Source organism: Paludibacterium sp. B53371 (assembly GCF_018802765.1).
In the GTDB taxonomy this organism is placed as follows: Bacteria; Pseudomonadota; Gammaproteobacteria; order Burkholderiales; family Chromobacteriaceae; genus Paludibacterium.
Genome location: NZ_CP069163.1, coordinates 51,584 through 77,887 on the forward strand (window position 1 = coordinate 51,584; position 26,304 = coordinate 77,887).

A 26,304-nucleotide genomic window follows, 5' to 3' on the forward strand; every position below is an offset into this window, starting at 1 on the left:
CGATTGAGTGTTCCGGGTTGAATAACAGAGAAATTTAATCAAATTCGCCACGGTGTTGTCATCTGCGGCGAATGGTGGTGGCGGGCCCCCGTGCATGCTGCCGGGGGCGTGCTGACTCACGGTGTGGCGGGCGGGCTTCCGGCCGGGGCCTGGGCGGTATTGGCATTCGTGTCATAGGGCTGGAATGGATAGGCTTCGACCGTGATGTCCTCCAGAGTGGTCTCTGGTTCGGGTTGGTTGATGTCCAGTGGCACGGCAATCGGGCCGGGTTGGCGAAGGCGGGCGGCGACCCGCGTCATGGCGATCTGTGGCGGTGGCAGCGGAAGATTGCTCAAGGCGCTGGCGACCAAATCGTTGAGGGGGGGCTGGTCGGGATATTCGGCCACGGGGGGAAAAATGGCGATCATCCACTCATCGGCCAGGTGTCCGGTGACGACCGGCTGGTTGAGGATGGTGACCGGTGTGCCGCGACTGACCAGGGGAAACAATTGTGCGGCATCTTCCGGGTAAAGGTGCATGCAGCCATGGCTGGTTCTCAGACCGACGCCCCAGGGGTGATTGGTGCCATGAATGTAGATGCCTGGCAATCCGGTTTGCATGGCCAGCATGCCCATCGGATTGTCTGGTCCCGGGGGAAAGTAGTCCGGGAAGGGGGTGCCGTCTTCGCGCGCGTGCTGAGCCTGGATGCTTTTGGGCACGAACCAGGCGGGATCCTTGAACTTGGCGATGATCTTGCTGGTGCCAAGGGGGGTCGACCAGCCGGGCTGGGCAATGCTGATCGGGTAGGTGATGACTTGGGCCGGCTGGCCGTGCCGGGCCTTGGGAAAGAAGAACAGGCGTCGCTGCGGGATGTTGACCACGATGCCGCTCCAGGGTTTGGGCGGCAAGATGAACTGGGTGGGGACCACGACATCGCCATGGGGCGTCCAGACCGACATGCCGGGGTTGGCGCCTTCCATTTCGGCGTAGCCCAGGTCGAAGTGGCGGCCGATGTCGAGCAAGGTGTTTTGGTGGGTGGCCTCGACTTTGCGGATTTGTCCCACGACCGTGGAGCCATCGGCGGGCAGGGTGAAGGTTGCCGACCAGACAGGTTGCAGCGCCAGGGCGAGGACGAGCCGGGCCAGGATGGATGGTGCTTGCTTGCCTATAAAAGCACAGAATGACATAACCGGTATTCCGCGAAAGTTGAAGAACATGTCATCAGGTCGTCCCCCCCTGCAGCTGTGCATGGTGTTTGCCCTCGTGGCCCATGCGGCGGTCGCCCACTGGTCCTGGATCGACATCGATACCCGTCAACAGACCTTGACTGTGTTGGACGGGGAGCACCATCCGCTTGCGCAATTCGACGACATTGCCATCGGCAGTGGCGGGGTGGCCGATGTGCATCGTCAGGGGGATCACACCACGCCGCGCGGCCATTTCCATGTGGTGTCGATTCGTCCCTCCGCGACCTTCAAGACCTTTCTGCTGCTGGATTATCCGCAACAGCAACAGGCCGAGCTGGCCTGGCAACGGGGAGAGATCAGTCAGCAGGTTCGGGATGACATTGTGGCCGCAGCGGCCAGCGGGCGACTGCCGCCGCAGGATAGCCCGTTAGGCGGGGCCATCGGCATTCATGGTCTGGGGCGTGGCAGCCCGGATATTCAGCAGCGCTACAACTGGACCAGTGGTTGTATTGCGCTGACCAACCGTCAGATTCGCCGGCTGGCCCGCCTGGTCTATCCGGGCATGTCCGTGGTGATTCACTAGTTACTTGCGCATCGACTTTTTGAACATCTGATCCAGACGCTGATTGGTGTCGCTTGCCGTCTGTTGCGCCTGGTTGGCCGTTTGCTCTGCCGTCATGGCGGTGGACTGGGCGGCATTGGCCTTTTGCAGGGCCAGATCTGCCGTTTGCTGGGTCTGGCCAACTTGCTGCTTGATCTGTTGAACCTGGCCTTGCAGTTGTTCCAGTGCGCTGGTGCTGGCGCAACCGGTCAGGGTCAGAACGGCCGTGCTCAAGGCGATCAGGGTGGTGGTGCGAATGGCGTTGATGTACATGATGGACTCTCCTGTCGGGCTAACGCGGTTAGCCCGTGCTCGTTCGTATCTAAGGGAACAGGCAACGGAATCGATAGCAAACTGTTTGTCATGATGCGGTATCGGTTTCGCTGCGGTACAAACCCAGTGTCGTCCTTTAATTTAATTGTTTCAAACGTAAATTATGTTTTTCTAATATTAAAATCATGTTTTTTATTGATTGTTAATGACGGGGCACATTCTGTTACACAAGGTGCCCGGCGCGGGGGGAGGGCGGTGGTTTCAGGCCAGTCGTTGCTGCAATTGTTCGGCAGCCAGTGCTGCCGCGCGGCTGAGTGGCCATTCGCGTCGCCGGAGCAGCCACAGGTTGTCGCTGACCGGTTGCGGCAGCGGCCAGAGGCGAATGGCCTGTTGGTCGGGGAAAGCCTGCACGGCGTATTGCGGCAGGATGGCAAAGCCCAGTCCGCGGGCGACGGGCTGCAGGATCATGCCGATCTGGTTGATGAAGCCGCGTTGAGGGATGTCGGCCAGTTGTTTGCCGGGAAAGGCGCGTGCCAGCCAGCGGCTGGCCATGGCCACGCCATCCGGGTGGCCGATCCAGCCCAGGTCTACCAGATCCTGCCAGCGGCTGGCCTGGCTGCTGGCCGGCAGGACCAGGCACAGGGCTTCCTGGCCCAGCAGGGTGCGATGCAGACGGCTGTCGGAGGGGGGCAGGGTCACGATGCCGAGTTCGACTTCCTGCGCCAGCAGGGCGCTGAGGATGCCGGGCTCGGGGGCGAAGCGCATGTCGATGCGGATGGCGGGGTGGTGGCATTGCCAGGCCAGCAGGGCCGGGTAGAGTTTGAGGCCGACGCTGCCCGGTACGGCCAGCGATACCGGGCCGGACAGCGGGCCGCTGCTGCTCAGGCGCTGTTGCAGGCGGTGGGTGGCGATGTCGAGTTCCTGGCTGTAATCGAGCAGTGCCTGGCCGCGCGGGGTCAGTTCCAGTGAGCGGCCCTGGCGCACGAACAGGCTGCCGGTTGCGCTTTCCAGCCGGGCCATGTGCTGGCTGATGGCGGCCTGGGTCAGATCCAGTTGCTCGGCGGCGCGGGTGTAGTTGCCGTGTTGCACGACGGCGCGGAAGGAGCGCAGCCACAGAGGATTAATCATAATGAAATCTTATGGTTTGCATTAGTTGCGGTCGATTTTGTTTATGTTTTTGGCAGCTTAGACTGGCGCCACTGATTTGAACAGGAGCGCAATATGCAAACCATGACCTACCCCCGCAGTTTTTCTCATCTCGGCCTGTCGGTCACCGACCTGGATGCCGCTGTTCGTTTTTATACCGAAGTGCTCGGCTGGTATCTGATCATGCCGCCTACCACCATCACGGAGGACGATTCGGCCATCGGGGTGATGTGCAGCGATGTCTTCGGTCCGGGCTGGGGCTCGTTCCGCATTGCGCATTTGTCGACCGGGGACCGGGTCGGGGTGGAGATTTTCCAGTTCGCCAACGCGGAACGCCGCGAGGACAACTTCGAGTACTGGAAGAGCGGGGTGTTCCATTTCTGTGTGCAGGATCCGGATGTCGAGGGGCTGGCCGCGCGCATTGTGGCGGCGGGCGGCAAGCAGCGCATGCCGGTGCGTGAGTACTTCCCGGGCGAGAAGCCGTATCGCATGGTGTATATGGAGGATCCCTTCGGCAACATTCTGGAAATCTACAGCCACAGCTATGAGTTGACGTATTCGGCGGGCGCCTATCAGGGTGCTTGACTTAAAGTTAACTTGAAGTTTTACCGTGGGGTCTCCAATGCAGAGAGAAGGGGATTCCATGACGGAGCAAGATCATGCCGGGGGCGGTTTGTTTCGTGCCGACCGCATGGCCACCAGTATCGGCGCCGTGTCGCTGATTATGTTGCTGGCGTTTGAGGCGATTGCGGTGGCGGCGGTGATGCCGACGGTGGCTCGTGCCCTGCATGGGATGGATCACTATGCGGTGGCCTTTGGCGGCACGCTGGCGGCATCGGTGGTCGGTATGGTGCTGGGGGGCGAGGTTTGTGACCGGCGCACGCCCTGGCTGGCCTGCTGGCTGGGGGCTTTGTTGTTTACTGCCGGGCTGCTGCTGGCCGGTCTGGCCGGCAATATGTCGCTGTTGGTGTGGGGGCGGGTGTTGCAGGGGCTGGGGGCGGGGCTGTTGTCGGTGGCTTTGTATGTCGGTTGTTGTCGGGTGATGCCGGCCAGCCTGCATCCGCAGTTGTTTGCGCTGTTTGCCGCGGGATGGGTGGTGCCGGCGCTGGTCGGCCCGGTGGTGGCCGCCGGGCTGGTCGCCTGGCTGGGGTGGCGCGCGGTGTTTTTGTTGGTGGCTTTGCTGACGCCGCTGGCCCTGGGGTTGTTGTGGCCGGCGATGTCACGTCTGCCGCGCCTGACATCTGGCGCGCCGCTGCGCTGGGAACAGCCGGCCTGGAGCCTGTTGGCGGCCCTGGGCGCCATGTCCCTGCATCAGGCGGTGCAATGTCGATCCGGCCTGGCCACCGCCCTGATGGTGGCGGCCGGTCTGGCGGCGGTGCTGTTGGCCGCCCGGCGCCTGTTGCCGCACGGCAGTCTGCGTGCGGCGCCCGGTTTGCCCTCCGTGGTCGCGATGCGCGGCCTGATTGCGGCGGCATTCTTCAATGCCGAGGCCTATATTCCCTTGCAGTTGTCGCGTGATGGCTGGTCGGTGGCTCAGGCGGGGGCGGCGCTGACGGCCGGGGCCTTGATGTGGAGTGCCGGCAGTGCGTTGCAGGCGCGCTTGCCCTCGGCCTGGCGCCGCCGGGGGTTGACGGCCGGGTTTGTCCTGTTCGTCAGCGGCACGCTGCTGGCGTTGCTGGCGATGCGGCTGGGTACGCCCTGGGTGCTGGTGCTGGGTTGGGCGGTGGTTGGTCTGGGGATCGGTCTGTCGTTTCCGATGTTGTCGGTGCTGACCATGCAGTTGTCGCGTCCCGAGGAGCAGGGCAGCAATGCTTCGGCCTTGCAGTTGAGCGATGCGCTGTTCTCCAGCGTGGTGCTGGCGCTGGGTGCCTTGCTGTTGCAGCCTGCTGCCGGGCAAATGCCCAGTGCCATGCCGGCGCTGTGGACGTCGGCCTTGCTGGCGCTGCTGGCGGTGTGGATTAGTCCGCGCAGTCAGCAAGAAAGTGAAGCTGATTCACGTCATTATATGATTTAATAATTGCTGATTATTTGTAGCAAACTGCAACAAATCAAGCGTTTTTGCCGTTCTGACGCTAGCTTCATTCAGCACTTTATTCTTTCACTTCATGATGACGAAAATGAAAAAACTACTGTTGATCATTGCCTTGATGGCCTGTGTTGCGCCCGTTTATGCCTCGCCGGCTTCGGACAACTTCCGGTCGTGTTTGCGTGACGCGACCACGGGGAAAGACCGGACGGAGTTGTCGCGCTGGTTGTTTGCCATGATGGCCAGCTCACCAAAGTTGAGTGCCATGTCAGCGATTTCTGCTGAGCAGCGCGATCAACTGAATGCCAGAGCAGGTGTCATTATCAATCGTATTTTCCTGGTGGACTGTAAAGATCCGTATGTTTCGATGATCAAGACCGACGGGTCGACTAGTACGAAGGTGGCTTTTGGCATGATCGGAGAGGTTTCTGTCGGCGAGCTGATGGCCGCGCCGGAAGTCGAAACGAAGATGATTGATTTCGTGCGCTACCTGGATCAAGCCGGATTTGCCAAACTGATGGCGCAATAACCGATGGTGCCGCAATGTGTTCAAGGCCCGTTCTTGACGCATCTTCAGGCGGCGGATTCGCCTTCCCTCTGAGGCAGGAGGTCCCGGCTGCGCCGGGCCTCGTCTCGCCTCTGCTTATGTAAGATGACCTCCCGTGAGTCTGTTTGCATGTGTTGCCCATGGTGCGTGGCAGCTCATGCCTATCTCGTCAACCCGGCGGCGGCCTCAGGCCCCGCCAGCCAGGCGAAAGGCGCTGGGTGAGCGCTGGGTCAGTCGCCTGAAGTCACGACTGAAGTGGTAGGGGTCGGGGTAGCCCACGGCCTCGGCCACCGCCGCGATGCTGCGCGTATCGCTGACCAGCAGGGTTTTGGCGGCGTGAATGCGCTCCAGGCGCAGCCAGCTCATGGGGGACATGCCGGTGCTGTGGCGGAAGACGCGGTGAAGTTGGGACACTGACAGGCCGGCCAGTCGGGCCAGCTCGGGCAGGTGCCATGGTCGTGCCAGGGCGGCGCGCATTTGCTGCATGACCTGCTGCACGGGCGAGAGGCGGTCGGGCGTGAGTGCGGCGGTCTGCTGATTGAGCAACCGGGCCAGAATCTGCGCGACATCGGCGTTATCGGCGGCACTCTGGTCGGGCGGGCGGGTTGCCATGCGCTCGATCAGTGTCTCGAACAGGTGCTGTACCGGGGCGGCCTGGTCGAGCACGATGACCGGCGGGCGGTCGCCGTGGCTGAGCGAGGCGAGCAGGCTGTCCAGGCCGAAGCCCTGCATGCCGAGCCACAGATAGTGCCAGTCGTCTGAATGGCGGCTGCAGCTGTGCGCATATTGCCGGCCGGTATCGAGCCAGCACAGGCTGCCCGGCCCGGCGAGGTATGGTTGTCCGTTGACTTCGACCTCCCCCTGCCCGGCCAGGGTCAGGATCAGCACATGCTGGTCATAGCGCCGCACGACGGCCGCTTGTGATGGCAGCGCGCGCGTGCGGCCGCACGCCGCCACATGGTAAGGAAACAGCAAGTCGATGGCTGAGGGGGTGTGAAAGTACAGGCTGCTCTCGCCCACTTCACCGATGCGATTTTTGTCTATCTGTATGCCTGTCTGGTCCATTTTCCCCTACCTTTGATGCGGGTATTCTGCCGCTATCCGACGCTACCGGCCTGGCGACCGAATGGCGAGTTTTTCCACGCCGTTGCTTGATTTGGCGCAGAGTGCGCCGCAGGTGGGTGTGCGACCTCATCCTGGCAGCGGCCCCCTTGAGCGGGAGCATCCACGATGTCCGAAATCTTGCGTGTTTTGCAGCAAATTGCCACTGATCCGACGCTGAGTCCGGCGCAGAAGGCCCATGCCCTGTCGGTGACGGCCGAGCGCCTCTTGCCTTATCCCGCGCTGGACGAGGCGACGCAGGCGGCGCTGGATGCGCGCATCATCTGCGATATGTATGAAGGTCATGCCCCGTACAAGCCGCGCTATGTGCTGCCGGATTACGCCGTGTTGCTGCAGCAGGGCTCGGCCTGGCTGGAGTTGCCGCCACCGCAGACGCTGGAGGAGGCGATTCATACGCTGATGATTGCCTATCATCATGTCCCCTCGGTGACGGGGATGCCGGTGTTTATCGGGCATCTCGACCAATTGTTGCTGCCGTTTTGCGAGGGGGTCAGTGATGAGGTGTTGTACCGCCAGATCAAGTTGTTCTGGCGTTACCTTGACCGCACGCTGCCGGATGCCTTCATGCATGCCAATATTGGCCCGGACGACAACCGCGTGGCGCGGGCCGTCCTGCAGGTGGATGCCGAGTTGCAGCAGGTCGCGCCCAACCTGACCTTCCTGTATGACCCGGCCGTCAGTGGTGAAGCCATGCTGCGGCTTTGTACCGACAACATCATCCGCTGCGGCAAGCCGCATATCGCCAATCACCCGCTGCAACGGCAGGCCTTCGATGCGCGCGGTTATGCGGTGGTCAGCTGTTACAACTCGCTGCCACTGGGCGGCGGGGCGTCGACGCTGACGCGGATCAATCTGGCGCGGGTCGCGCGGCTGAGCCGTGATGAGGACGATTTCTTCCGGCATCAGTTGCCACGCTATGTCGATCTGAACGCCCGGCTGACCCGCAGCCGGGTGAATTATTTGTTTGAGCAGTCGGGCTTTTTTGTCTCGTCCTTTCTGGTGGCGGAGGGCTGGATTGATCCCGCGCGCTTCACGGCGATGTTCGGCGTGTTCGGCATGGCCGAGGCGGTGAATCAGCTGCAGGATCTGGCCGGGCGTGCCGGCCGCTACGGCCACGATGCCACGGCCAATGCCCTCGGTTACCGGATTTCCGCCGAGCTGGCACGCCTGGTGGCGGCCGAGCCGATGGATCATGTCTGGCGCGGGCATGCCATGCTGCATGCCCAGGCGGGGATCAGTTCGGACCAGGATGCGACGCCGGCCCTGCGCATTCCCTATGGCAGCGAGCCGGATCCGGTGACGCATGTGCTGGCCTTGCTGCCGCATCATGCTTATTACCTGTCCGGCATTTCGGAAATCCTGACGCTGGATGAAACCGTGCGGGCCAATCCCGAGGCCGTGTATCAACTGGCGCAGGGAGCACTGGCCAGCGGCTTGCGCGAGTTCACCGCCAATGTGCAGCACAATGATCTGGTGCGCGTGACCGGCTATATGATCCGCCTGTCGGATGTGCAGCGTTTCAACGAGGCCAGGGGGTCGCGCATCAATACCACCGTCCTGGGGGCGGAGGCCGCGGCGTCTACGGGGATTCTGGCGCGTCAGCCACGGGTGGTGGCGCAGGAGTGGCTGGCCGGTGCCGAACGCTGAACAGAATCAGCCTGCTGCCGGGCTGACGGCACAGGTGTCGCGCATGCTGCGCTGGTCGGTGGTGGACGGTCCGGGCAACCGGATGGTGTTGTTTCTGCAAGGCTGCCCGTTTGATTGCCCGAGCTGCCATAACCCGCATACGATCGGGCGTTGTGACCACTGCGGGGATTGTCTGGCGGTGTGTCCGGGCGGCGCCTTGCTCCGCGAGGCCGGACGCGTGGTGTACCGGCGCGATGCCTGCACCCACTGCGATGCCTGCCTGAAAGTCTGTCCGCGCGATGCCAATCCCAAGGTGCAAACCCTGGGGGTGGCGGCGGTGCTGGCCTTGTTGCGCGAGCAACGGGCCTTTCTCAATGGGATAACGCTGTCCGGCGGCGAGCCGACGGGGCAGCATGCCTTCATCGCCGCGCTGTTCGCCGCCATCAAGGCGGCGCCGGATCTGTGTCATCTGAGCTGCTTCATCGACAGTAACGGCCATTTTGGCGCCCGGGGCTGGGACAGGCTGCTGCCGTTGACCGACGGGGTGATGCTGGATATCAAAGCGCTGGATCCGGGTCGGCACCGGCATTTGACCGGACGCGACCCGCATCTGTCTCTGGCCTCGGCACACCGGCTGGCCCGGGCCGGCAAGCTGCACGAACTGCGCTTCCTGCTGATTCCGGGGCAGACCGATCAGCCGGAGGAAATCACGGCCCTGATTGCGCTGATGCAGACGATCGGTTTGTCGATCCCTGTCCGGCTCAATGCCTTTCATCACCACGGCGTGCGTGCGGCGGCACAGACCTGGCCCGCCATGACTCGCGAGCGTTTGTTGTGGGTGGCGGATTGTCTGCGGGCGGGGGGCGTGCAGCAGGTCATCACGCCGGCGGTGTGGTTGCCGGCGTAGCGTCCCCGTCAGACCGTCGCGATGGTGTCGGGCAGATAGGGGGTGATGTGGCCCATGGCCTGGGCCACATAGCTGTCTTTTTCGCCGACCGGCGCCACGTAGTGCAGGGCGTCTCGTGCGGCCTGCGGGCCGGCGAGCCGGGTCAGCATCCACGCGGCCAGATAGCTGGACGCCATGCAGCCTCCGGCGGTGGCCAGATTGTCGCGGGCAAAGAAGGGCTGGGGGAGCACGTCGACGCCGGCGGCCTGCACCCAGGGCTTGGTGATCAGGTCGGTACAGGCCGGGATCTCCCGCAGCAGGCCCAGCTGCGCCAGGATGAGTGTGCCCGAGCATTGCGCCGCCAGCAGTTGTCGCGTCGGATCCAGCTGCAGCTGAGCCATCAGCGCGTCATCTTCGACAATTTCCCGGGTTTTCATGCCACTGCCAATGATGACGCCATCTGCCTGGCTGGCCTCGTCGAGGGGAATCTGTCTGGTCAGCTGCAGGCCATTCATCGACGTCACCTGGGGCGTCGGGCTGGCGATCGAAACGTGCCAGTCGGGCTGCTTGATGCGGTTGAGCAGACCATAGGCAATGAGCGAGTCGAGCTCATTGAAGCCGTCGAAGGTCAGAATGGCGATATGCATGGGGTTGCTCCTGTGGCGGGAATCCACACCTTAAAACAATGGCTTATGACAATCAAATCTGGCACGGTGCTGTGCGGGTGTCTGCTATGTTGAACTGATTCAAAATATCATCGTCATAAACAATCTTGCCTGCGTTCTGTGAGAGACAGATGAAGAAATGGCTCGTCAGTGGCTTGTGGTGTCTGTCGGCGGCGGTGTCCGCGCAGACGGTCGGTATTTTCAATGGACCAGGCACCTGCGATGGGTGTGCCGAGACCATCGGTGCGCTGTTCACGCAGCGCGGCGACAAGGTGGTCTATCTGGACCAGCGCACGCTGAGCGCCGCCACGCTGGCGAATCTGCAGGTCTATGTGCAGCCGGGCGGCTCGGACGATATCGATGAGACGCTGGACGTGCTGTCCCCCCGGCAGGTCGCTGCCCTGCGCGACTTTGTCCGTGGCGGGAAACGTTATCTCGGGGTGTGCGCCGGGGCTTATCTGGCGGCACGCTATAGTGATGCGGCCAGTCGCAAGCCGGCCTTCGGTCTGATTGCCCTCGATGAACTGCACCCGGAGACCCGCTATGCCCATGCCTCGTTGCTGAAGGTCAGGTGGGGCGGCCAGTCGCGCTGGATGTACAACCAGAGTGGTGCGCATTTTGGCAAGCAGGCGCCCGCCGGTGCCAGGGTGCTCGGGCGTTATGAGCAAACCGGTCGCATTGCCGCGCTGGAAACACGCTTTGGTCAGGGCAAGGTGGTGTTGATCGGCCCGCACCTGGAAGCGGATCAAAGCTGGTATCGGCTGGAGGGGCTCAGTCTGCGCCATGGGCTGAATCAGGATCTGTTCCGTCAGGTGATCGACCAGCTGTAGCTTGTCATCAATCACAAATGGACAGGTTGTATGCTGTCGGCATTGCACTATCATCATGGATGACCGGTGTGCCGATGGCACCCGGCATGGAACCGGGAGCCTGCCCATGCTGCGTCGTTTTACCCCTGTCATTGTGGTGTTCGCCACAGCACTGTTGTCGGCCTGCAGTTCGACCATGGCCCCTGTCGCCGGCACCGACAATGTCTGTGTCGGCGAGGTGCAGCCCATGCCGCCCGGCGTGGTCGAGGTCGCTGATCCGGCGCTGCTGGCCCGGGCGCTCGGTGCGCCGCTGCAGGGCAAGCTGTGCCAGGGCAAGGTGGGACAGCTGCAAGCCGGGCAAACGCTGACGGTGTACCGGGTGTGGGACAGCAGCAAGCCCTATACCGCGCTCGGTGGCTGGTGGTCGCTGCAGCGGCCGCAGGGGCCGCGCGATGCCTATCGTCTGGCCAATGACATCTGCCCGTCCTGGAGTGCGCTGGATCATCTCAGTCGCTGCACGCTCAAGCCGGGTGCGCGGATGGTGCTGGGGCCGGGGCAGAGCGCTCAATGCGGCGAGACACAGATCTATCCTCCCTCTGCCGTCAATCAGGTGTATCTGCCGAATGATGCGCAGCATCAGCAGGTCGTTGTGGAGCACTGCGAGGATCTGGGCAGCTGGCCGACGCCGCCCTGAGGCGCCGGCCGTGCTTCAGGCGCCGTGGCGTATCCGGCTGTCTGCCGGTGCCTGTGTCCGTTCATCGAGGCCGTAATCCCGCATGACGCTGGCGACCCGCAGGCGGTAGGCGGCAAAGACGCCGTTTCTGCCGGCCTGCTGCGCACGGCGATGGGATGCCAGCGAGCGCCAGCGCGCAACGGCGTGTTCATCACGCCAGAAGGACAGGGACAGCAGTTTTTCCGGCTGGCTCAGGCTCTGGAAGCGTTCGATGGAGAGGAAGCCATCCATCTGCATCAATTCGTCCTTCAGTTGGGCAGCCAGGTCGAGATAGTGTGCTCGGGCGCCTTCTGCCGGTTCGACTTCGAAAATGACGGCAATCATCGTTTTGACCTTTATTCAAATTCCACAACACGGGCATTAAGGGAACGGCGCCAGTGCCAGCTCGGCAGGGGGCGTCGGCTGATACCGCCTTGCAGCAGGTGTTCGATCCCCCCCTGGGCCACGGCATCTGCCCAGTCGGCGCCAGGGCAGGTGTGATCGGAACCATATCTTTGCCGTTCGGCAAGTTTATGCTTCCTGCCGACGCTCAAATCCGCTGATTTTTGCACCGTTTCTGTGCGTGGCATCTGTTGTTCCTCAAATTCCCTTTGCAAGACAAAGCTTTGGCCACGGCCCCACTCCGGCCAATTTCGGCAAGGTTATGCTTCCTTTTTTTGCCTGCGGCAAGGTTATGCTTCCCATACAACGAAGTTACTAGCATGGACACGTTCTTGGGGCACCCTTGCGATCTTTCAGATCCGATGCTAGTTTTAAAGTGGGCTACTCGCCCGGGCTTCTCGGCCTGAGCTGCTGCCGGCTCGCTAGAGCGCTGCTTTCAATGCAGCGAGACCTCGCAGCATTTGTTCCTCCTGACGGAGGTCGAGTGCGTAATCGGCAGACATCGACCAATCTGAATTAGGAGTAACACATGCAGCCCAAAACTTGGACGGCTTCGTCCATTGCCGCTTTTAAAGCAAACCTCCAACGCAACCCCAGCTGGCTTGTCCCTGTAAAGGACAGCGCGCTCAAGGAATCTATCCCTCGTGGCCTTGGTTTCAATACCGAAGCGGCTCTGGTTGCTGCGCTTAAAGAGACGCCGGAGCTTCCGAGCCGCGTATTTGACACAGATCTTTTCGTCGATCGCTTATCCGAACTCTCGGACGGACCATCCGCCGAAACGGTTGAGGCTGTACTCACTGGCGCGGGTCTTGAAATCAGCATCTGCAAACGCCAGGACGCCCGCCAGCAAAGTGGCCGCTACTGGGACATCGCCTATGATGTAGAGGTACGGGTGACGGGGGTTCCAGCCGAAATCTTGGAAAAGGACATCATCTTCCATCTGCCGCAGTTCGGACGCGACTACAACAGTGAACCGTACCGGGTCGATTCCGCACACGACAGACGTGTTGCCGCGGAGTACCTACTGCGCCACTTTGGCACCCGTAGCACTACTCGTGTGGCAAAACTCTTGAGGGGGCACTGGTACGGGGGGTTTTACGTTTACGCTCACGCAGACCAAATTGATGATGAGCGCTGCATCCAAGCTGCAAAGACAGCTCTTGCTCGTGCCATCTTGCCATCGTTGCCGACGAAGGTACGCTGTGCCATTTTCAAGCCTGACAATTACGAGGCCGGTCGCGCCTGGCGAGTAGAAATGCGCCTTCCCGAAAACGTTTTGAAGCTCTGGCACAACTCGACGTTCAGCTTTGAGCTACCCCGAATGGAGAAGTGGCTCATCCAAACAACTGCAGAATATCGGCACAACGGCATCGATGACGGTCGCTTCGTCGATGGCGTCTGGCGCGGCGACCTCTACTCGAATGGGGTGCCCGAGAAGGAGAACCTGATTCGTCTCGCACAGGTCAAGCGCCGGCTCTTGAAAAATGTGGACGATGTCATCAGGCGCAGCGACCTTCTTCCGTAGTCTGCTCAAGAAAAAACCGGGCATTTACCCATCCATTGGCCGAGTGCCCGGTTTTTTGTAGAGGCTGGCATATCAAGTATTGGTATCGTGGTCAAACAAGCTTACTTCGCTTTTGCCATGATCGATTCCTTTGGCTGCTGAGAATAACAACAATCACCTCAGTGCATCGCGCCAGCCAAGATATGCCTGACGCAAATACGGCCGAAGCAACGAGAGTCTGTGCCGGCGAAAAACCTCCCGTACTCGACGACCGCTGGGATACAAATCGTTGGATACGATCTCAGCGACAGCCTGTCTGCCCAGCGCAATCTCTTGCGACTGCGATACCCGTGTCTGCCTGCGTTGCCATGCTTTATGGCGCAAGCCCAGCTCGACAACCTGCTCAGGAAACCAATACTTTGCGTAGCTACGCGACACGCCAAGCTGACGTAGTAGCACGGAGACAGGATGTTGCCCCTGCTCGGTCGCCAGCAAGTCCTGCAGGCGTTGCCCCAGTTCGCTCAAGGACAACGCCGATGAGCCGCGTGGCTTTAACGTCAGCAGACCGTCCGGCTTCTTCGGGCGCTCGACAGCTCGATCCCCCGAAAACAATTCCGCCACCGGCACATTCAACGCCTCGGCCACCTGCAGCAACAGCGGAAACGCAGGCTTCTGCCGCTTGCTGCTCCAGCCACTGATCGCCTTATACCCCAGCCCCATCATCAATGACAGTCGTTGCATCTCGCCGTCTGACCAGCGCTCGGCTGCGTGCGTCAGGGTCAGCAGCAATCGGTCCAGCGAGTACGCAGCATCGAATGCCGCCGTGGATGTCATGGACTGCAGCAACTGTGCCCAGCGAAGCTCACGAGGCGCAACCGTGGTCGATACCGCAAGCGAGGACACTGGCGCCAGAAAACCAAAACAGTGCGTGCAGCGCGCCTGTTCCGGGTAATAAGGGATGAAGTCCTGGGGACAATTGCACCACGGACAACGGCTCTCCAGCGGTCTGTGGTGCCGCAAACAGACACGGTAGTGCTCCAGGCTCCACAACAGCGGGAAATAACTTTCCTGCCCGTTCTCGCGCTGTTCTGCAAGACAAGCCGGACACCACCGCACTTCGTTGGCCAGCAGCCCTGGGCTTTGCGGTGGGATCACGCCAGACCATGGCAGCAGCGTCAGTTGCGCCAGATCGGGCACGGCCGTTAGCTGGCCAAGCCCACGTGCAAACGCTGCGGCATAGCGGCCGACACCGTTAAGGGTGCGGGCCTGATGACGAAAGAACGGCGCATGCGGCTGCACAGAGCCCTGAGCAAGCTGCGGCCAGATCAGCTCGCGCACCATCGGCCGCACTTCGACCTGGTGCGCACGGGCCAGGCGCACCAGATAGGAGACCAGGCTTTCGCGTTGTGCTCCAGGCCCCAGCAACGGCGGCAGGGCGAACAAGATAGAGCGAGGCGGGGTCATTTGCCGCGCTCCTGCCCGGCAAACAGATCTAGGTTACCGCCGACTGCATCGCGCTGGGCGCGCCGGGTACCGACCGTCCGCTTTTGTCGGGGCTTGCCGAAATACTGGTCCAGGCCCTCGCCTTCGCTGGCTCCTTGGTTTTTCATCTCCTTATGGTGCCGGGTCAGCATGTTCTTGATCTGACCCAGCGAGATGTCGCGTAGCTGTCGTTCTCCTTCAAATGCCTCACTCAGGATAGTGGCTATCGAGCGGTTGTCATGGGCATGCCGTTCCACCCAATCACGATCGAGACAGGTACAGCCGGCACGCATTGCAGTTTCAACCGAGACATCCAGCCAACGCTTCAGAATGCCGACACAACCCGCCGACTTGAGATAAAAAAACTCCACGGCCTCGGCCAGGTCGGGTGACACTTCGCACGGCAAAAACTTCAGGAAGGTATTCAGCGCTCCGGAGAACGCCTCGCGATCGAAAGGCGTGCCCCAGTCATAACGCGGGAACTGCAAAATCCGGCTGCGCCGAATCAGCTGCGCACTCTGGTTACGGATTTCCTGCAAGTCGTAAGTGCCGACCAGGATGATGACAGCGTTGGTCTGGATCGACAGCGACTTGATCGTCTCGAACTGACTCCGCAGCTCCTTCGCATGGGCACCGAGCAGAATGAGGTTCGCTTCATCGACGATGATGTAGCGAACCTTGCGGTGACGGATGGCGCCCTCCACGGCGCGCTCCAGGCTGCTGGCGGTCGGGGCCTCCCGATGCAGGCGCATAGGCTGGTCGAGATAGCGGAAGCTGTCCATGGCAAACGGTAACTTCATCTGCGGACTGCAACTGTCCAACTGATTCAGCAACCGGATATAAAAATCCTTCCAGTTAAACGCCTTGCACCCCGGCGAGACGGCGGAAAGGTGCACCACCGGAATATGGCCAGGATGAGCCTGCCGTGTCCCCTGCTCATGCTCAAGAATGAATTGCTCCAACTTGTGCGCCAGGGTGGTTTTACCAACGCCGGTGGGCCCGGTAACAATCACCAGGTTGGCATGCGACTTGTTCCAGATGGCGTTCTTGATTTCCTCGACGGCACGATCCATGTGCGGATGCCGTATGGTCTTTTTCAGAAACAGCTCCAGCTGAGCCTCCTGTGCAGCGGTCAGCGGGATCGATGTGCTGTGATGCGGGATAGGATTCAGCATGATCAGAGATCTCCATACACAGGTAGCACATCAGGCAGAACGTACGGAGCGAACGTGTCAGGAATATCGACAACAGGAGCCGGTTGAGGCAACGCAGATTGTAATGTCGCCTGATAAAGCGCCTCTTCGTCTTCGCGCAGCACACGGAAATACTCAGCAGAGGTCTTGGCATTGCGGCGGCGTTGCGTCTCCAGCCCTTTACGAAAGAGACGGAATGCCGCAGCGGTACAGCGCATCTCGCGCTCGGTGCGATAGGCAAACAGATGGGGCTGCTGGCAACGGCAGATGTGCCATTCGCCGTCGAGATGGGCATACACAGTCGACAAGTCAAACGGATCATAGCGAACCAATGCGTGCATCTCCGACAGGCTGCGCCGGCGAAATGCCTCGCACCAATACCAAATACCGAAGTGCAACACCCCGCGACCAGGGTGAATCATCGATTCGGTCGACCGTACTGCCGGCAGGCACTGAATGACAAACTCCTTGGTGTAGCTCAGCCGCAGGTGGTGACGCTGACCAAACTCGAACAGTCCGGCTTCGTAGACAGACCGAGGAGAGGCTTGCAACGTTGAGTGCGGCGAAACCTCGTAAACCTCCTTCAGCCACCGCTCGAATTGCACTTCAAGCTGATCCAGCGTCCAGACCGCAAGGCGGCGCGGATCATGGGTGGATGAGCAAGAGCGGGGATCTCGCAACGGCTTGGTATTGCCGCGCAGGTTGTGCCACAGCTGCTTGTTGAGCACACCAAACAGGCGCTCCATCACTGAGCCAAACCGTGGAGAATGCGGCGGGCGGGTCTTCTTGGTCATGGCAAAGGAGGCCAGCAGAACTTCGAAATACTCGCTGCCAAACTCCTTGCCGCCGTCGACCACAATGGTTGACGGTAGCCGCCCATGGCGCTGGACACAGTTTCGCACCAGCATCATGCAGGTGGTGAAGTTTGGCGGATCAAAAGTGAGGTAGTAGGCCAGCACCATCCGCGAGTAGGCGTCGATCAACACCGATAGCCAGACACGACACGCGACAGGCTTATCCTCGGCATTGAAACGCAGCATCAGGTCGACCTCGGTATGGTCGATGTGGGCGATATCGAACGGGCGCTCGCCATGGGGAGGAAAGCCGCCCTCACCGTCCCAAACCAACTCTTCCAGGGTGTACGCCGCGCGGCTGCCTTCGCGCAGGAGCTTCCCCTCATGCGGGCTGCTGACCAGACATCGTTCGCGCGCAAACGTCTTCAGGCTGGGGGGAGTTAATCCCTGCTCCTCACAGCACAACAACAACTCGCCGTAGGCATTCTCGATGCTGACCTGGTTTACCGAGAAATAGTGAGTCCGCAGGACTTGGTGCATCAGCTCAATCACTGTAGCGTCTATTTTGCGTTGTCGATTGCCACGCCGATCACGGTGATCAATCAAGCCGACAAAACCATTGCCGAGCGAGGCCTCAGCCTCTCTGAAACGTTTGCGGAAAGTACGCAAGGTGCGGACACTCAGCGCCGTCTGCCGAGAGGCATCGTGCAAAATCTCCAGCCGCAGCTTGGCAGTCTCCAGCATCGCCGGAGAACTTTGCGCAATGCGGGCAGCAAGCAATGACTCGCGTACGTCGCCTCCGTGCGCGGGCGCTGCGCCCTTTAAGTCTCCTCGAGCACAAAGCTCATTGACGGTTTCCCACGACAGCGCCAGCAATTCGCCGGCGGCGGAAACCAGTTCGAGCTTGTTGCTCTGGCTACCGGCCACTTTCCACGACTGATCGTTCCAGACTAATCGAGTACCAGGCTCAAAGGATATGACGGCATCGACAGGAAGCCGGCCACGCGTCAGCGTATGGGTTCGAAGACAGTCGGCGGCCAACACATCACGATAAACCGACACGGCAGCCGGGTCGGCCAATGGCGCCGCGGACAGATCAACATAGAGATGCCCGTCCGCAATCAGCTGATAAACCGCGTCTGCCGGCAACGCGGGATCCGCGTGCAACAGCTCGTAAAGCGACCAGCATGCCTGCCGGGCAAAAAGCTTTGCCGCCAACAACCGCTGTGCATCCGTTGGCGCGGGCGCAATCTCAAGCAAGTAGTCTTCGAGAAAACGTAGATTTCGGGTGAGAATCCAATCCGTCTCTCCGCCGGCACGGATTCGATACCGCAGTCCCAACCGTGCAGCAAACGCCTCGCCGGGAGGGCTGAACCAGCCGCCATTCTCATAGCGGAAGCGCTCAGGATACTTGGCACTGAGTTTTCTCAGCTCCTGATCGTTCTTGCATTCCACCCAGCCAACAAAATCTTCGGCAATCAGAAAATAGTCAGGCGTATGCGGAAACGCCACCTTGCGCCCGTTGCCATTGATGTAGCTCAGCTTGATGGGCTCAGGCTGGTCATAGAACTCGTGTACCTTGGGATCGTGCTCCCACTCGTACAAGGCAGCCAGTTCATTGGTATGGCTCTCGGCCTGAATCACACACCTCATCTTGCGACTGGGGAATCGGCAAGACACATTGCCGATGCGGCTCGCAACCCGGCGACTGGGCTGCTGGTTACGGACACGCTGCACCACCTTGCAGGCCTGGCGTGACAATTGCAGCTTCAAACAAAACGTCGACAGTTCTTCTTCGTTCAACATTTTCGGCACTCCTGTTTGCGGTGTATCGCCATTGCTGCTGCTCGCCTTCAAAGAGGGCGATACAGAGCTCTAGCGATCAACGGCCAATCGCTTCGGGTCAGAAAACAGGCGCAAAAAGCCCTACCGACCAAGCGATCAGATCAATGGAAAACAAGGATTTAGCCCCGAAGGGCACAGGGAGGCCGACGGCCATCAATAGATATTGACAACCATCGTTAGGACGCCGAGAATCTGAGCATCAGGAGCGAAAACTGATGCAGTTTCTGCAAAAAGCTTGGGGCACCACCCCCAAGTTTTTTTGCGTCTGAGGCCTCGCAAAACATGGGCATCAGCTCATGGGATCTCCTTTCTGTTTCGTCTCGTCACAATTACTCTGCAGCCTTCGCTTGCCCCTCCGTCTCTTGGATCTGAATCTGCTCTTCGATCCATTTGTCGACCTGGAGAGGACTCCAACGACGAAGCCGTCCCAACCGGATGCAGGGCGGTACCTGCCCGCGGGCAATCAATTGCTCGAGCAATCGCAAACTAATCCCTAGCCGCTCGGCCAACTGCTTCGCGCTCAGCAGGTTATCCATCATTCCATCCCCAATTGCCCTGCAGATTTGTGCATCTGCATGCAAAGAATTTTTGTCAACAGTAGGGTTGATTACATCACCAACGGCCGCCAACAGCAAATGCTCTTTCAAATCAGCGACTTACATTAAATAATAAACATCAGATATAGCCTAACGAAAGTCATTTCCCGATCTTGAGTGCGTGATAACACATTGAAGAAAAATGACTTTCACCAAGAGACAACCACCTAAGCAGCAGAAAAAACTGTTGTTTACGCGGCCCTTTTGCCTGAAAGAAAATAGATACATGGCAACGATCTACTTTTGCGGGGATCCGCACGGCAGATTCGACCACCTGATCCAGGTCGTCACACACGGCAAGCCGGATGCAATCATCCTGCTCGGGGATTTGACGCCAACTCAGCCATTGCAGGACGTACTGGCCCCGATCCTGGGATTGACGGAAGTGTGGTTTATCCACGGCAATCACGACACCGACTCAGAACCGAACTACGACCACCTGTTCAGTTCGGCACTGGCCGATAGGAATCTACATGGCCGTGTGGTGGAGATCGCCGGCGTGAGAATTGCCGGGTTGGGCGGCGTGTTTCGTCGACAAGTGTGGATGCCACCGGCAGCGCCCAGTTTTCAATCACCAGACGCATATTGTGCACAGTGCGGCCGCGGCAATCTCTGGCGCGGAGGACTTCCACGCAAGCATCGATCGACGATTTTCCCAGCAGATTTTGAGCACCTGAAAGGGCAACACGCGGATATCCTGGTCACCCACGAGGCGCCGAGCTGTCATCCTCACGGCTTCCAGGTCATTGATGACCTGGCGCGCGACATGGGCGTGACCATGGCGTTTCATGGCCACCATCACGATCATTTGGACTATTCCCCGTGCTGGGCGGATCTTGGCTTTCAGGCCTATGGCGTTGGGCTGCAGCAGATCACGGATAACAGCGGAGCGATCATCGGATAGTCGCGAGGAACCTCAGTGAAGAGGTGGCCGTGGGCAGGCGGAGACAAGTCCCTCTTGGATGGTAGCCCGCCCTTGGCCGGTCTTGGATTTCAATGATGAGCCATCCCATATCGCAAATCAATTCCGGCCCAAGCGATGCGCTCAAGGAGCAGAGCGAACCTGGTCAGATAGATATGCAGCCAGTTCGTTTTGAGTGCGGAACAGCGCTCTAAAACCCAGAAATGCAGAGATAGCCGGGCCAATGGCAAGAAGGGTCCAAAGCTGTAACCCGATTGCCCCGAATGTGACCGCGAAGTAGAGCACAGAAAAGAACAGCAGGGTTTTAACGAACTCTGCCCTCATCCCAGGTATCCGCACCGTCTGTCCCAGCAGGCCGAGAACGATCGCGATACCAGGCAAAATACCGAGTACAGGGATTGCACACGCAACGGTGGGCTTAAGCGATACAGCGGTGATCTCTTTCTCGGACAGAGAACGGATGGCTGGCGAATATAGCTGCCGGGTAGACTCGTTATAAGCGCGAAGAAGCTTGCCGTCCCGGGTGAAGAGCAATCGTACCTGATGGGCGGGCAAGAAGTTGCCGATCAGAGAGCCGAGGTTATACGGCACAGCCTCCTCGCCCTGTTGCAGCCATAGCGTCTCGCCCGACGTTAGAGTGCAGACACCCTCCTGCAAAGTGTACATCAACTGCCTGGCTTTCCCCACGAACGCCCCCTCATCGCTAGACTGTTGCCTTTATATGCCGACAATGCTTCACTTATTACAACCATATAGTCACTTATAGTTGTCATTTATGCAACTATATAGCGTGGTTCGCAAGACGCGCAAAGCCGATGCTTTCCTCCATGGGAAAGCAAAGCACACCACACGCCGCTCGGCTGATTTTTGCCAGGAATTTGCGCCAGGCAAGACGTTTGAAAGAAGTGTCGCAGGAAGCCCTTGCTCTGCAAGCAGGCCTCAGCAGAACCTACGTATCCGAGGTGGAGCGTGGGGAGAGGAATGTGTCAATCGACAATATGGGGCTATTGGCGGATGCGCTCAAAGTCGATTTGAAAGACTTGCTGGATCCGAGTTTTATTAAGTCATTTTGATGACGATCTGAACTCACCAAAATCGAGCCAGAGATTCTAATAAGAGAATCATGAAAACTTCATTAAAACAGCTTGTTGCAGCCAAAGTGCCGATAGGCCATTCATGCAATCATTGCGGCAGCAAACTACCAACTAACAGTTTGGAGATGGCAATAAAGAGGAAGGTGACATCCGCCAACACTACACCCAAGAACTCTTAGGGCGCTGTTACGGGGTCGACTAGATCAATGCTGATGCTCATCATGTCAGTTAGGATCTCAGCAGCCAGGTGCATCACAATGCCACGGTACCCAACAGATCCTCCACTAGATTTCGACTACGTTTCGCACCAGCGATGCTGTGGACGTGAACAAGAAGAAAGCAACATAAAAAAATGCCATCAGGATACAATGAATACGGAAACAATAATGCTTGGATGAAAAGGCAAACCGCCGAATGAGTCAAGATCCGAATGATAAGTTAGCCATGAAAGATGAAGCCAGCAGCTCTCATCTAAGTATATCTTCCCACGTTGTTGTGCAGCTGGGGGCAGAGCTAGTCACCGACGTAGAGCAGGCGTTGCTTGAGTTAGCAAAAAATGCCTACGACGCAGACTCTGAAACTTGCGAAATCATCGTCGAGCCAGACTGGGAAATTTCGCCCACGGATCCTGAATATGATCTGCTATTCCCTGATCGCAAAGATACGGCTGATCGTCAGAAGGAGAAAGTTGGACGTCTTCGCGTACGCGATTGTGGACTTGGAATTCCTGCAGATGCGGTCAATCGTGGCTGGTTAAGAATCAGCGCATCATTGAAGCGTGCATCAGGGGAGCAGGCAAAGCAAAAAACAAAAAAAAATCGCACGCCTGTTGGTGACAAGGGGCTGGGCCGCTTAGCCACAATGAAAATTGGTACTGTTTTACGTCTAAAAACAGCGACTGAAGGTGAATCACAATGGCGCACAGTATCGTTTTCTTGGGCAGACTTCACGCCCGAGCGCACACTCGATCAGGTTCCTGTTTTTGAGGGTACCAATTCAGAGGATTTCGACGGTCCAGGCACAATTATCGAGATTATCGGCTTGCATGATCCAGCGCATTGGAACAATCCCATCTTTGTTGAGCGAGAATTAGTGCCTAATCTCTCTACTCTTATTAGCCCGTTCCAGTCGCAGGATAATTTTAGCATTACGGTTAAAATGAAGTCCCGCGTATTTGAACTCGAGACACTCCATGATGACGTTCTCAATCTTGCATCAGCAAAATTTGAATTCATATGGGACGGCAGTGAACTTTCTATGAAATCATGGATCGCACCGCCGCTATTTCGGGGGGTGGCAGGCGAAGAAGGGCAAGAGAAATTTGATTTGGTATTTAACGAAATTAATAAACCAAAGCTTTTATCATTTCTCGCCAATAAACCGCGACTCAGGGACCATAATATTGACATTAAACCTTCAGATCCATGGCTCTTAAAATTTTCAGAAAAAAATCAATTCCAAACATTTCCAACAGACAAACAATACCCTGGGGCTATTAACCCTGGGCCATTCCATGCTGAAATATATTCTTTTATGTTCAATGAGGCAACAAAGAATAAACTTCAGCAAGCCGGGATGAGTACGCCACAAATGCAGTCAATGGCTACTATAGCAATTTATCGTGATGGTTTCAGAGTTCGAGCTCAAAAGGACTGGCTACGCTTGTCAGAAAGCCAAACAAAAGGTGGTTCATTTTATGAGCTCCGCCCGACTAATGTCCTGGGTTTCTTTGCGCTATCCAATGAGCACAACAGTGGCCTTGTAGAAAAATCAGATCGAGAAGGCTTTGTAGATAATAGAGAGTTTCGTGGGTTCATGTCTCTAAGCCAGAGATGCAAATCTTATGCAAACAACATATTAGAAGCCACCAGAAAAACCTACAATGAGTTTGCTACAACTTTATTTGTCAACAACCCAATTCCACCAACATCGCATGCATTAACGAAGCAACTAAAAGATGCAGAGTCAGAGTCGAATCAAAATATCCGAAGGGCGAAATCAACTTTATCAAAAGCACTGAAAGAGCTTACGGAGGCACGTACTACGCTTAACCTTAAGCATGAGCTCTCTGTCGATGTTCGCTCGACGATGTCGACTCCTTTAGAGCACGCATCAACAGATTTAATTAAGTCTTTGGAGGCCCTCCAATTAATCGAAGAGAAGCTTGTAGATCACAGTCGTCTTTCAGAGGCAATGCATATCGTTCGTCTTTCTGATGACGAGCAGAAGTACCGTCTTATAGAAGCCGCGGCTGTTGGCCTTTCCGCAAGGTCATTCTCACACGAATTACATCACTATGTTCGACAGTTGCGTGATGGTGTTGCGCTCGTAGTTGACCGCAACCAGAACTATCGCGATGAAAAAATCCGTGAAGCAACAAAGATGCTAAGCAGCGTCACGAGAGAGCTAGCAAAGCTTGTTGCTACCATCGATCCTCTCCTACCAGGGAGTCGCTCGCTAAAAGAAAAAATACAATTGCATGAGTTCTTACGGAAATATGTAGAGGCACGAAAATCGTTCGCTGAAACGAAAGGTGCTGACCTGATATTCAATACAGTACCTACTAGCTTAGATCTTGAAGTGAAATTCAGTCGAGCGAGGCTCTTGCAAATTGTAGAAAACCTTTTCAACAATAGCTTGTATTGGGTGACACATGGTCCATTATCGCATGGACGGGAGCGAAGAATTGTCATCGAAACAACAGAAACCGGATTTATTTGGTACGACAACGGGCCAGGAATCAGCCCCTCACTTGAATCATCGATCTTTGAGCCTTTCGTATCTGACAAGCCGGCTTCAGAAGGTCAGGGGTTGGGCCTGCACATTGTGTCGACATTCCTTGAAGCTGAACGTTGCTCAATACAGCTCTCAGCCGAACGAAATGAAATCGGAAGACGCTTTAAGTTTATCGTCACTCTCAGCGGTGCCACAACAGCCCATCAACAACCAAAATTGTTTGCAGGAAATGACTAAATTCCATGAGCTAATGTCGCAGCTAAAAATTAGCGCGGTTTACTGGGTCGACGATGAAAATGCAGAAGGTAGCGAACTCAGTTTGGAGAGACTGATTGATTGCTTCATCAGTGCTCTAATTGGGGCCTCAGCTCTGGAAGCTAAATCCATGATGGGCATCTTTCTCAAGGAGGAGGAGCTCAGGGGAAAAGCAAACAGCTTACTGCGAATCCTGAAGAATGTAGACGAAAGTGATGAATCAAAAATTGAGCGTGTTACACCAATCCTACAGGAATTGACAGATGGAATTAAAGATGCAGCAGCAGGCCTAGCTGGTGAATTGAGAAAACTTCCAGGGCCACTCGGTGATGCAGAGCGCGATGCACTAAAGACTTTATTCAGTGGTGCAGAAACCACATGGGCATGGAATACCCTGTCATTTACGAAGTGGGAAACAGAAGGAAAACAGATACTTCGTCAGCATGCCGGGGATGAGTCAATTCTTCTCGTCGTAGACCTTCAGAATTCAAGCGAAAAAACAGCAACAAATGGTCAAACCGTACTAAATGATGTAGCAACGGCTAACATTGATCGAAAAGCCTGTCATTTGATTGTTCTCACATCAGAGTGCGATATCGCAGAGGAATTTCGGAGAGGGCGACGACTTACAAATGATTACTTCGTCGATAAACTTCAGCGAATTCCCGTATTTGCATTGTCTAAAAATAGATTCACCAAGTCTATTGAAGAATTGCCGGAGCGAATGATAGATGCGTTCGTGAATGCATTGGAGCGTGCAAATCTGTCTTTGGTTCAACTTGAATTTGCCGAATTAATGCGAGATCACTTCAAACATTCTATTGAACGTGCATTCAGTGCACTAGATACTGTAACTATTGAAGAATTAGCATTTGCAGTAACACGTACATCTCATGAAGAAGGAGCATCTGAAACTGAGACTTTAGTGAGGATTATGAACATTGCGCAGCGAGAGGAATTTAAGCTTGCCATATCCAGCAGTTCAATCATTCGCTCTACTATTTTAAAGCTACGCAAAGCGGCCAACACTCCCATTGAGAAAAAAGATCTTGAGTCAGATGGCGAGCTGTTAAAACTTCGCTGTGCGGAGCTTTACGACAAACCAGAGGTCATAAACAGCCTCTTTAGCCCACTTTCGCCTGGCGATTTATTTATTCTCACAGAAGAAATCCCTGTACTTGATGAAAACAACGTGCGCACAGGAGATATTGAGACTGTGGAGAAACTTTACGTACTCGTTGCCAATGCTTGTGACCTGATGTTACGGAAGGAAGGAACTCGACGTTTGGATACAGGGATGATGCTATGTGTTGACGAACTACCCGCCACCTCTGCTGACCGACAATTCAGATTTGAACTCCAACATTTGGACTTTACTGGCATCAAGGGGGCCTCAACTAGGCAAATTGAGCTTCGTGCATATAAATCATTACCTCTCTCTCTATTAGATCTATGCTGGACCAATACTGATGGTCAATGTACATGGCGCATGTTTGAAAAAACGCTCTATGAAAATCTTCTTGGATCGCAAAAATTGCGGTTGGAGATACTTAATACCGAGTATGCAAGACTTACAAGAGATGATCTCTTAAGCATGGCACGCCCAATGAGAATTGGCGTTACCATAGAAGAAATTGAAGAAGATAAAATATCCTCTGTTACGTTTTCGGCACGTAGGGTTGGACGCCTCAGTGATCAATATGCCGCCCAACTCGTCAGCCGCTTTATGGGGGTATTTGGACGACCTTCTGAAGAACATGACTTCAGCAAGGCGATCTGACCTGACCCTCTTTCCTAATTAATAGTCTAGGACTATACAGCACAAGGGCCAATCCACAAATTATTACCGATATTTCCCCTCTCGGGGGAGGTCATTATTTGCGACAGAAAAACTAGGCCGCA

Annotated in this window: 25 protein-coding genes; 13 read left to right on the top strand and 12 right to left on the bottom strand. The window is 57.1% G+C overall.

The features are described 5' to 3' along the window. Positions 1-116: 116 nt before the first annotated feature. Positions 117-1,166: a L,D-transpeptidase family protein gene (locus JNO51_RS00225; RefSeq protein WP_215779966.1), complete on the bottom strand. Its 1,050-nt coding sequence runs from the start codon at positions 1,164-1,166 to the stop codon at positions 117-119. Between the two features lie 61 nt (positions 1,167-1,227). Between JNO51_RS00225 and JNO51_RS00230 the strand changes: the two genes are divergently transcribed. After that, a complete protein-coding gene (locus JNO51_RS00230) occupies positions 1,228-1,749 on the top strand; it encodes a murein L,D-transpeptidase family protein (protein ID WP_215779968.1) in 522 nt (173 codons plus the stop codon). Here JNO51_RS00230 and JNO51_RS00235 read toward each other — a convergent pair whose 3' ends face one another. Together JNO51_RS00235 and JNO51_RS00240 are read right to left on the bottom strand one after the other, a co-directional pair. Beyond that, positions 1,750-2,040 (bottom strand): Lpp/OprI family alanine-zipper lipoprotein, encoded by a 291-nt coding sequence (locus tag JNO51_RS00235; RefSeq protein ID WP_215779970.1) that lies wholly within the window; start codon positions 2,038-2,040, stop codon positions 1,750-1,752. It lies immediately after the preceding gene. A 261-nt stretch (positions 2,041-2,301) separates the two neighbouring features. Beyond that, positions 2,302-3,168: a LysR family transcriptional regulator gene (locus JNO51_RS00240; RefSeq protein ID WP_215779972.1), complete on the bottom strand. Its 867-nt coding sequence runs from the start codon at positions 3,166-3,168 to the stop codon at positions 2,302-2,304. Positions 3,169-3,261: 93 nt separating this feature from the next. On the opposite strand from JNO51_RS00240, the gene JNO51_RS00245 reads away from it, so the two are divergent. The 3 genes from JNO51_RS00245 (at position 3,262) to JNO51_RS00255 (ending at position 5,741) form a co-directional block, all read left to right on the top strand. Next, entirely contained in the window at positions 3,262-3,771 is a 510-nt protein-coding gene (locus JNO51_RS00245; protein WP_215779975.1) for a lactoylglutathione lyase family protein, read from the top strand. 58 nt (positions 3,772-3,829) lie between these two features. After that, complete coding sequence (locus JNO51_RS00250) at positions 3,830-5,200, top strand: MFS transporter (protein ID WP_215779977.1); 1,371 nt, start codon at positions 3,830-3,832, stop codon at positions 5,198-5,200. A 103-nt stretch (positions 5,201-5,303) separates the two neighbouring features. Next, on the top strand, positions 5,304-5,741 hold the full coding sequence (locus JNO51_RS00255) for a hypothetical protein (RefSeq protein ID WP_215779980.1): 438 nt from the start codon (positions 5,304-5,306) through the stop codon (positions 5,739-5,741). Between the two features lie 204 nt (positions 5,742-5,945). Here JNO51_RS00255 and JNO51_RS00260 read toward each other — a convergent pair whose 3' ends face one another. Next, positions 5,946-6,824, bottom strand: coding sequence for an AraC family transcriptional regulator (locus tag JNO51_RS00260; protein WP_215779982.1), 879 nt, complete (start codon positions 6,822-6,824; stop codon positions 5,946-5,948). Positions 6,825-6,989: 165 nt separating this feature from the next. Here JNO51_RS00260 and JNO51_RS00265 point away from each other — a divergent pair, with 165 nt between their 5' ends. Both JNO51_RS00265 and JNO51_RS00270 read left to right on the top strand, forming a co-directional pair. Next, positions 6,990-8,528 (top strand): YjjI family glycine radical enzyme, encoded by a 1,539-nt coding sequence (locus tag JNO51_RS00265; RefSeq protein WP_215779984.1) that lies wholly within the window; start codon positions 6,990-6,992, stop codon positions 8,526-8,528. Then, a complete protein-coding gene (locus JNO51_RS00270; protein WP_215779987.1) occupies positions 8,515-9,414 on the top strand; it encodes a YjjW family glycine radical enzyme activase in 900 nt (299 codons plus the stop codon). Before JNO51_RS00265 ends, JNO51_RS00270 begins: the two co-directional genes overlap by 14 nt. A gap of 8 nt (positions 9,415-9,422) precedes the next feature. Here JNO51_RS00270 and JNO51_RS00275 read toward each other — a convergent pair whose 3' ends face one another. After that, a complete protein-coding gene (locus JNO51_RS00275) occupies positions 9,423-10,040 on the bottom strand; it encodes a DJ-1/PfpI family protein (RefSeq protein ID WP_215779989.1) in 618 nt (205 codons plus the stop codon). A gap of 149 nt (positions 10,041-10,189) precedes the next feature. On the opposite strand from JNO51_RS00275, the gene JNO51_RS00280 reads away from it, so the two are divergent. Together JNO51_RS00280 and JNO51_RS00285 are read left to right on the top strand one after the other, a co-directional pair. Continuing rightward, positions 10,190-10,888: a BPL-N domain-containing protein gene (locus JNO51_RS00280; RefSeq protein WP_215779991.1), complete on the top strand. Its 699-nt coding sequence runs from the start codon at positions 10,190-10,192 to the stop codon at positions 10,886-10,888. Positions 10,889-10,994: 106 nt separating this feature from the next. After that, positions 10,995-11,561: a hypothetical protein gene (locus JNO51_RS00285; protein WP_215779994.1), complete on the top strand. Its 567-nt coding sequence runs from the start codon at positions 10,995-10,997 to the stop codon at positions 11,559-11,561. A 15-nt stretch (positions 11,562-11,576) separates the two neighbouring features. On the opposite strand, the gene JNO51_RS00290 is transcribed toward JNO51_RS00285, so the two are convergent. Next, positions 11,577-11,924: an antibiotic biosynthesis monooxygenase gene (locus JNO51_RS00290; protein ID WP_215779996.1), complete on the bottom strand. Its 348-nt coding sequence runs from the start codon at positions 11,922-11,924 to the stop codon at positions 11,577-11,579. A gap of 11 nt (positions 11,925-11,935) precedes the next feature. Next, entirely contained in the window at positions 11,936-12,169 is a 234-nt protein-coding gene (locus JNO51_RS00295) for a hypothetical protein (RefSeq protein WP_215779998.1), read from the bottom strand. Positions 12,170-12,510: 341 nt separating this feature from the next. Between JNO51_RS00295 and JNO51_RS00300 the strand changes: the two genes are divergently transcribed. Next, a complete protein-coding gene (locus tag JNO51_RS00300; RefSeq protein WP_215780000.1) occupies positions 12,511-13,506 on the top strand; it encodes a hypothetical protein in 996 nt (331 codons plus the stop codon). Between the two features lie 153 nt (positions 13,507-13,659). On the opposite strand, the gene JNO51_RS00305 is transcribed toward JNO51_RS00300, so the two are convergent. The 4 genes from JNO51_RS00305 to JNO51_RS00320 all read right to left on the bottom strand — a co-directional run bounded on the left by JNO51_RS00305 (position 13,660) and on the right by JNO51_RS00320 (position 19,338). Further along, positions 13,660-14,949, bottom strand: coding sequence for a TniQ family protein (locus tag JNO51_RS00305; protein ID WP_215780002.1), 1,290 nt, complete (start codon positions 14,947-14,949; stop codon positions 13,660-13,662). Continuing rightward, positions 14,946-16,040, bottom strand: a complete 1,095-nt coding sequence (locus tag JNO51_RS00310; RefSeq protein ID WP_215780007.1) for an ATP-binding protein — start codon at positions 16,038-16,040, stop codon at positions 14,946-14,948. The genes JNO51_RS00305 and JNO51_RS00310 overlap by 4 nt, the downstream gene beginning before the upstream one ends. A 104-nt stretch (positions 16,041-16,144) precedes the next feature. Continuing rightward, positions 16,145-18,760 carry a DDE-type integrase/transposase/recombinase gene (locus JNO51_RS00315; RefSeq protein WP_215780010.1) on the bottom strand — a complete coding sequence of 872 codons (2,616 nt, stop codon included), beginning with the start codon at positions 18,758-18,760 and terminating at the stop codon, positions 16,145-16,147. Positions 18,761-19,128: 368 nt separating this feature from the next. Beyond that, on the bottom strand, positions 19,129-19,338 hold the full coding sequence (locus tag JNO51_RS00320) for an AlpA family transcriptional regulator (RefSeq protein WP_215780012.1): 210 nt from the start codon (positions 19,336-19,338) through the stop codon (positions 19,129-19,131). A 199-nt stretch (positions 19,339-19,537) separates the two neighbouring features. Here JNO51_RS00320 and JNO51_RS00325 point away from each other — a divergent pair, with 199 nt between their 5' ends. Beyond that, on the top strand, positions 19,538-20,299 hold the full coding sequence (locus tag JNO51_RS00325) for a metallophosphoesterase (RefSeq protein WP_215780014.1): 762 nt from the start codon (positions 19,538-19,540) through the stop codon (positions 20,297-20,299). Between the two features lie 141 nt (positions 20,300-20,440). Here the strand turns inward: JNO51_RS00325 and JNO51_RS00330 are convergent, their stop codons facing one another. After that, positions 20,441-20,983, bottom strand: a complete 543-nt coding sequence (locus JNO51_RS00330) for a hypothetical protein (RefSeq protein ID WP_215780017.1) — start codon at positions 20,981-20,983, stop codon at positions 20,441-20,443. Between the two features lie 149 nt (positions 20,984-21,132). Between JNO51_RS00330 and JNO51_RS00335 the strand changes: the two genes are divergently transcribed. The 3 genes from JNO51_RS00335 to JNO51_RS00345 all read left to right on the top strand — a co-directional run bounded on the left by JNO51_RS00335 (position 21,133) and on the right by JNO51_RS00345 (position 26,182). Next, positions 21,133-21,390 carry a helix-turn-helix domain-containing protein gene (locus JNO51_RS00335; protein ID WP_371822863.1) on the top strand — a complete coding sequence of 86 codons (258 nt, stop codon included), beginning with the start codon at positions 21,133-21,135 and terminating at the stop codon, positions 21,388-21,390. 435 nt (positions 21,391-21,825) lie between these two features. Next, positions 21,826-24,384, top strand: coding sequence for a sensor histidine kinase (locus tag JNO51_RS00340; RefSeq protein WP_215780019.1), 2,559 nt, complete (start codon positions 21,826-21,828; stop codon positions 24,382-24,384). Further along, positions 24,293-26,182 carry a hypothetical protein gene (locus JNO51_RS00345; RefSeq protein ID WP_215780021.1) on the top strand — a complete coding sequence of 630 codons (1,890 nt, stop codon included), beginning with the start codon at positions 24,293-24,295 and terminating at the stop codon, positions 26,180-26,182. Before JNO51_RS00340 ends, JNO51_RS00345 begins: the two co-directional genes overlap by 92 nt. The last annotated feature ends 122 nt before the right edge of the window (positions 26,183-26,304 follow it).

Coding starts and splice junctions, on each gene's coding strand:
- JNO51_RS00225 (WP_215779966.1), bottom strand. CDS start 1,166: ATGTCATTCTGTGCTTTTATAGGCAAGCAAGCACCATCCATCCTGGCC.
- JNO51_RS00230 (WP_215779968.1), top strand. CDS start 1,228: ATGGTGTTTGCCCTCGTGGCCCATGCGGCGGTCGCCCACTGGTCCTGG.
- JNO51_RS00235 (WP_215779970.1), bottom strand. CDS start 2,040: ATGTACATCAACGCCATTCGCACCACCACCCTGATCGCCTTGAGCACG.
- JNO51_RS00240 (WP_215779972.1), bottom strand. CDS start 3,168: ATGATTAATCCTCTGTGGCTGCGCTCCTTCCGCGCCGTCGTGCAACAC.
- JNO51_RS00245 (WP_215779975.1), top strand. CDS start 3,262: ATGCAAACCATGACCTACCCCCGCAGTTTTTCTCATCTCGGCCTGTCG.
- JNO51_RS00250 (WP_215779977.1), top strand. CDS start 3,830: ATGACGGAGCAAGATCATGCCGGGGGCGGTTTGTTTCGTGCCGACCGC.
- JNO51_RS00255 (WP_215779980.1), top strand. CDS start 5,304: ATGAAAAAACTACTGTTGATCATTGCCTTGATGGCCTGTGTTGCGCCC.
- JNO51_RS00260 (WP_215779982.1), bottom strand. CDS start 6,824: ATGGACCAGACAGGCATACAGATAGACAAAAATCGCATCGGTGAAGTG.
- JNO51_RS00265 (WP_215779984.1), top strand. CDS start 6,990: ATGTCCGAAATCTTGCGTGTTTTGCAGCAAATTGCCACTGATCCGACG.
- JNO51_RS00275 (WP_215779989.1), bottom strand. CDS start 10,040: ATGCATATCGCCATTCTGACCTTCGACGGCTTCAATGAGCTCGACTCG.
- JNO51_RS00280 (WP_215779991.1), top strand. CDS start 10,190: ATGAAGAAATGGCTCGTCAGTGGCTTGTGGTGTCTGTCGGCGGCGGTG.
- JNO51_RS00285 (WP_215779994.1), top strand. CDS start 10,995: ATGCTGCGTCGTTTTACCCCTGTCATTGTGGTGTTCGCCACAGCACTG.
- JNO51_RS00290 (WP_215779996.1), bottom strand. CDS start 11,924: ATGATTGCCGTCATTTTCGAAGTCGAACCGGCAGAAGGCGCCCGAGCA.
- JNO51_RS00295 (WP_215779998.1), bottom strand. CDS start 12,169: ATGCCACGCACAGAAACGGTGCAAAAATCAGCGGATTTGAGCGTCGGC.
- JNO51_RS00300 (WP_215780000.1), top strand. CDS start 12,511: ATGCAGCCCAAAACTTGGACGGCTTCGTCCATTGCCGCTTTTAAAGCA.
- JNO51_RS00305 (WP_215780002.1), bottom strand. CDS start 14,949: ATGACCCCGCCTCGCTCTATCTTGTTCGCCCTGCCGCCGTTGCTGGGG.
- JNO51_RS00310 (WP_215780007.1), bottom strand. CDS start 16,040: ATGGATCGTGCCGTCGAGGAAATCAAGAACGCCATCTGGAACAAGTCG.
- JNO51_RS00315 (WP_215780010.1), bottom strand. CDS start 18,760: ATGTTGAACGAAGAAGAACTGTCGACGTTTTGTTTGAAGCTGCAATTG.
- JNO51_RS00320 (WP_215780012.1), bottom strand. CDS start 19,338: ATGATGGATAACCTGCTGAGCGCGAAGCAGTTGGCCGAGCGGCTAGGG.
- JNO51_RS00325 (WP_215780014.1), top strand. CDS start 19,538: ATGACTTTCACCAAGAGACAACCACCTAAGCAGCAGAAAAAACTGTTG.
- JNO51_RS00330 (WP_215780017.1), bottom strand. CDS start 20,983: ATGTACACTTTGCAGGAGGGTGTCTGCACTCTAACGTCGGGCGAGACG.
- JNO51_RS00335 (WP_371822863.1), top strand. CDS start 21,133: ATGCTTTCCTCCATGGGAAAGCAAAGCACACCACACGCCGCTCGGCTG.
- JNO51_RS00340 (WP_215780019.1), top strand. CDS start 21,826: ATGAGTCAAGATCCGAATGATAAGTTAGCCATGAAAGATGAAGCCAGC.
- JNO51_RS00345 (WP_215780021.1), top strand. CDS start 24,293: ATGAAATCGGAAGACGCTTTAAGTTTATCGTCACTCTCAGCGGTGCCA.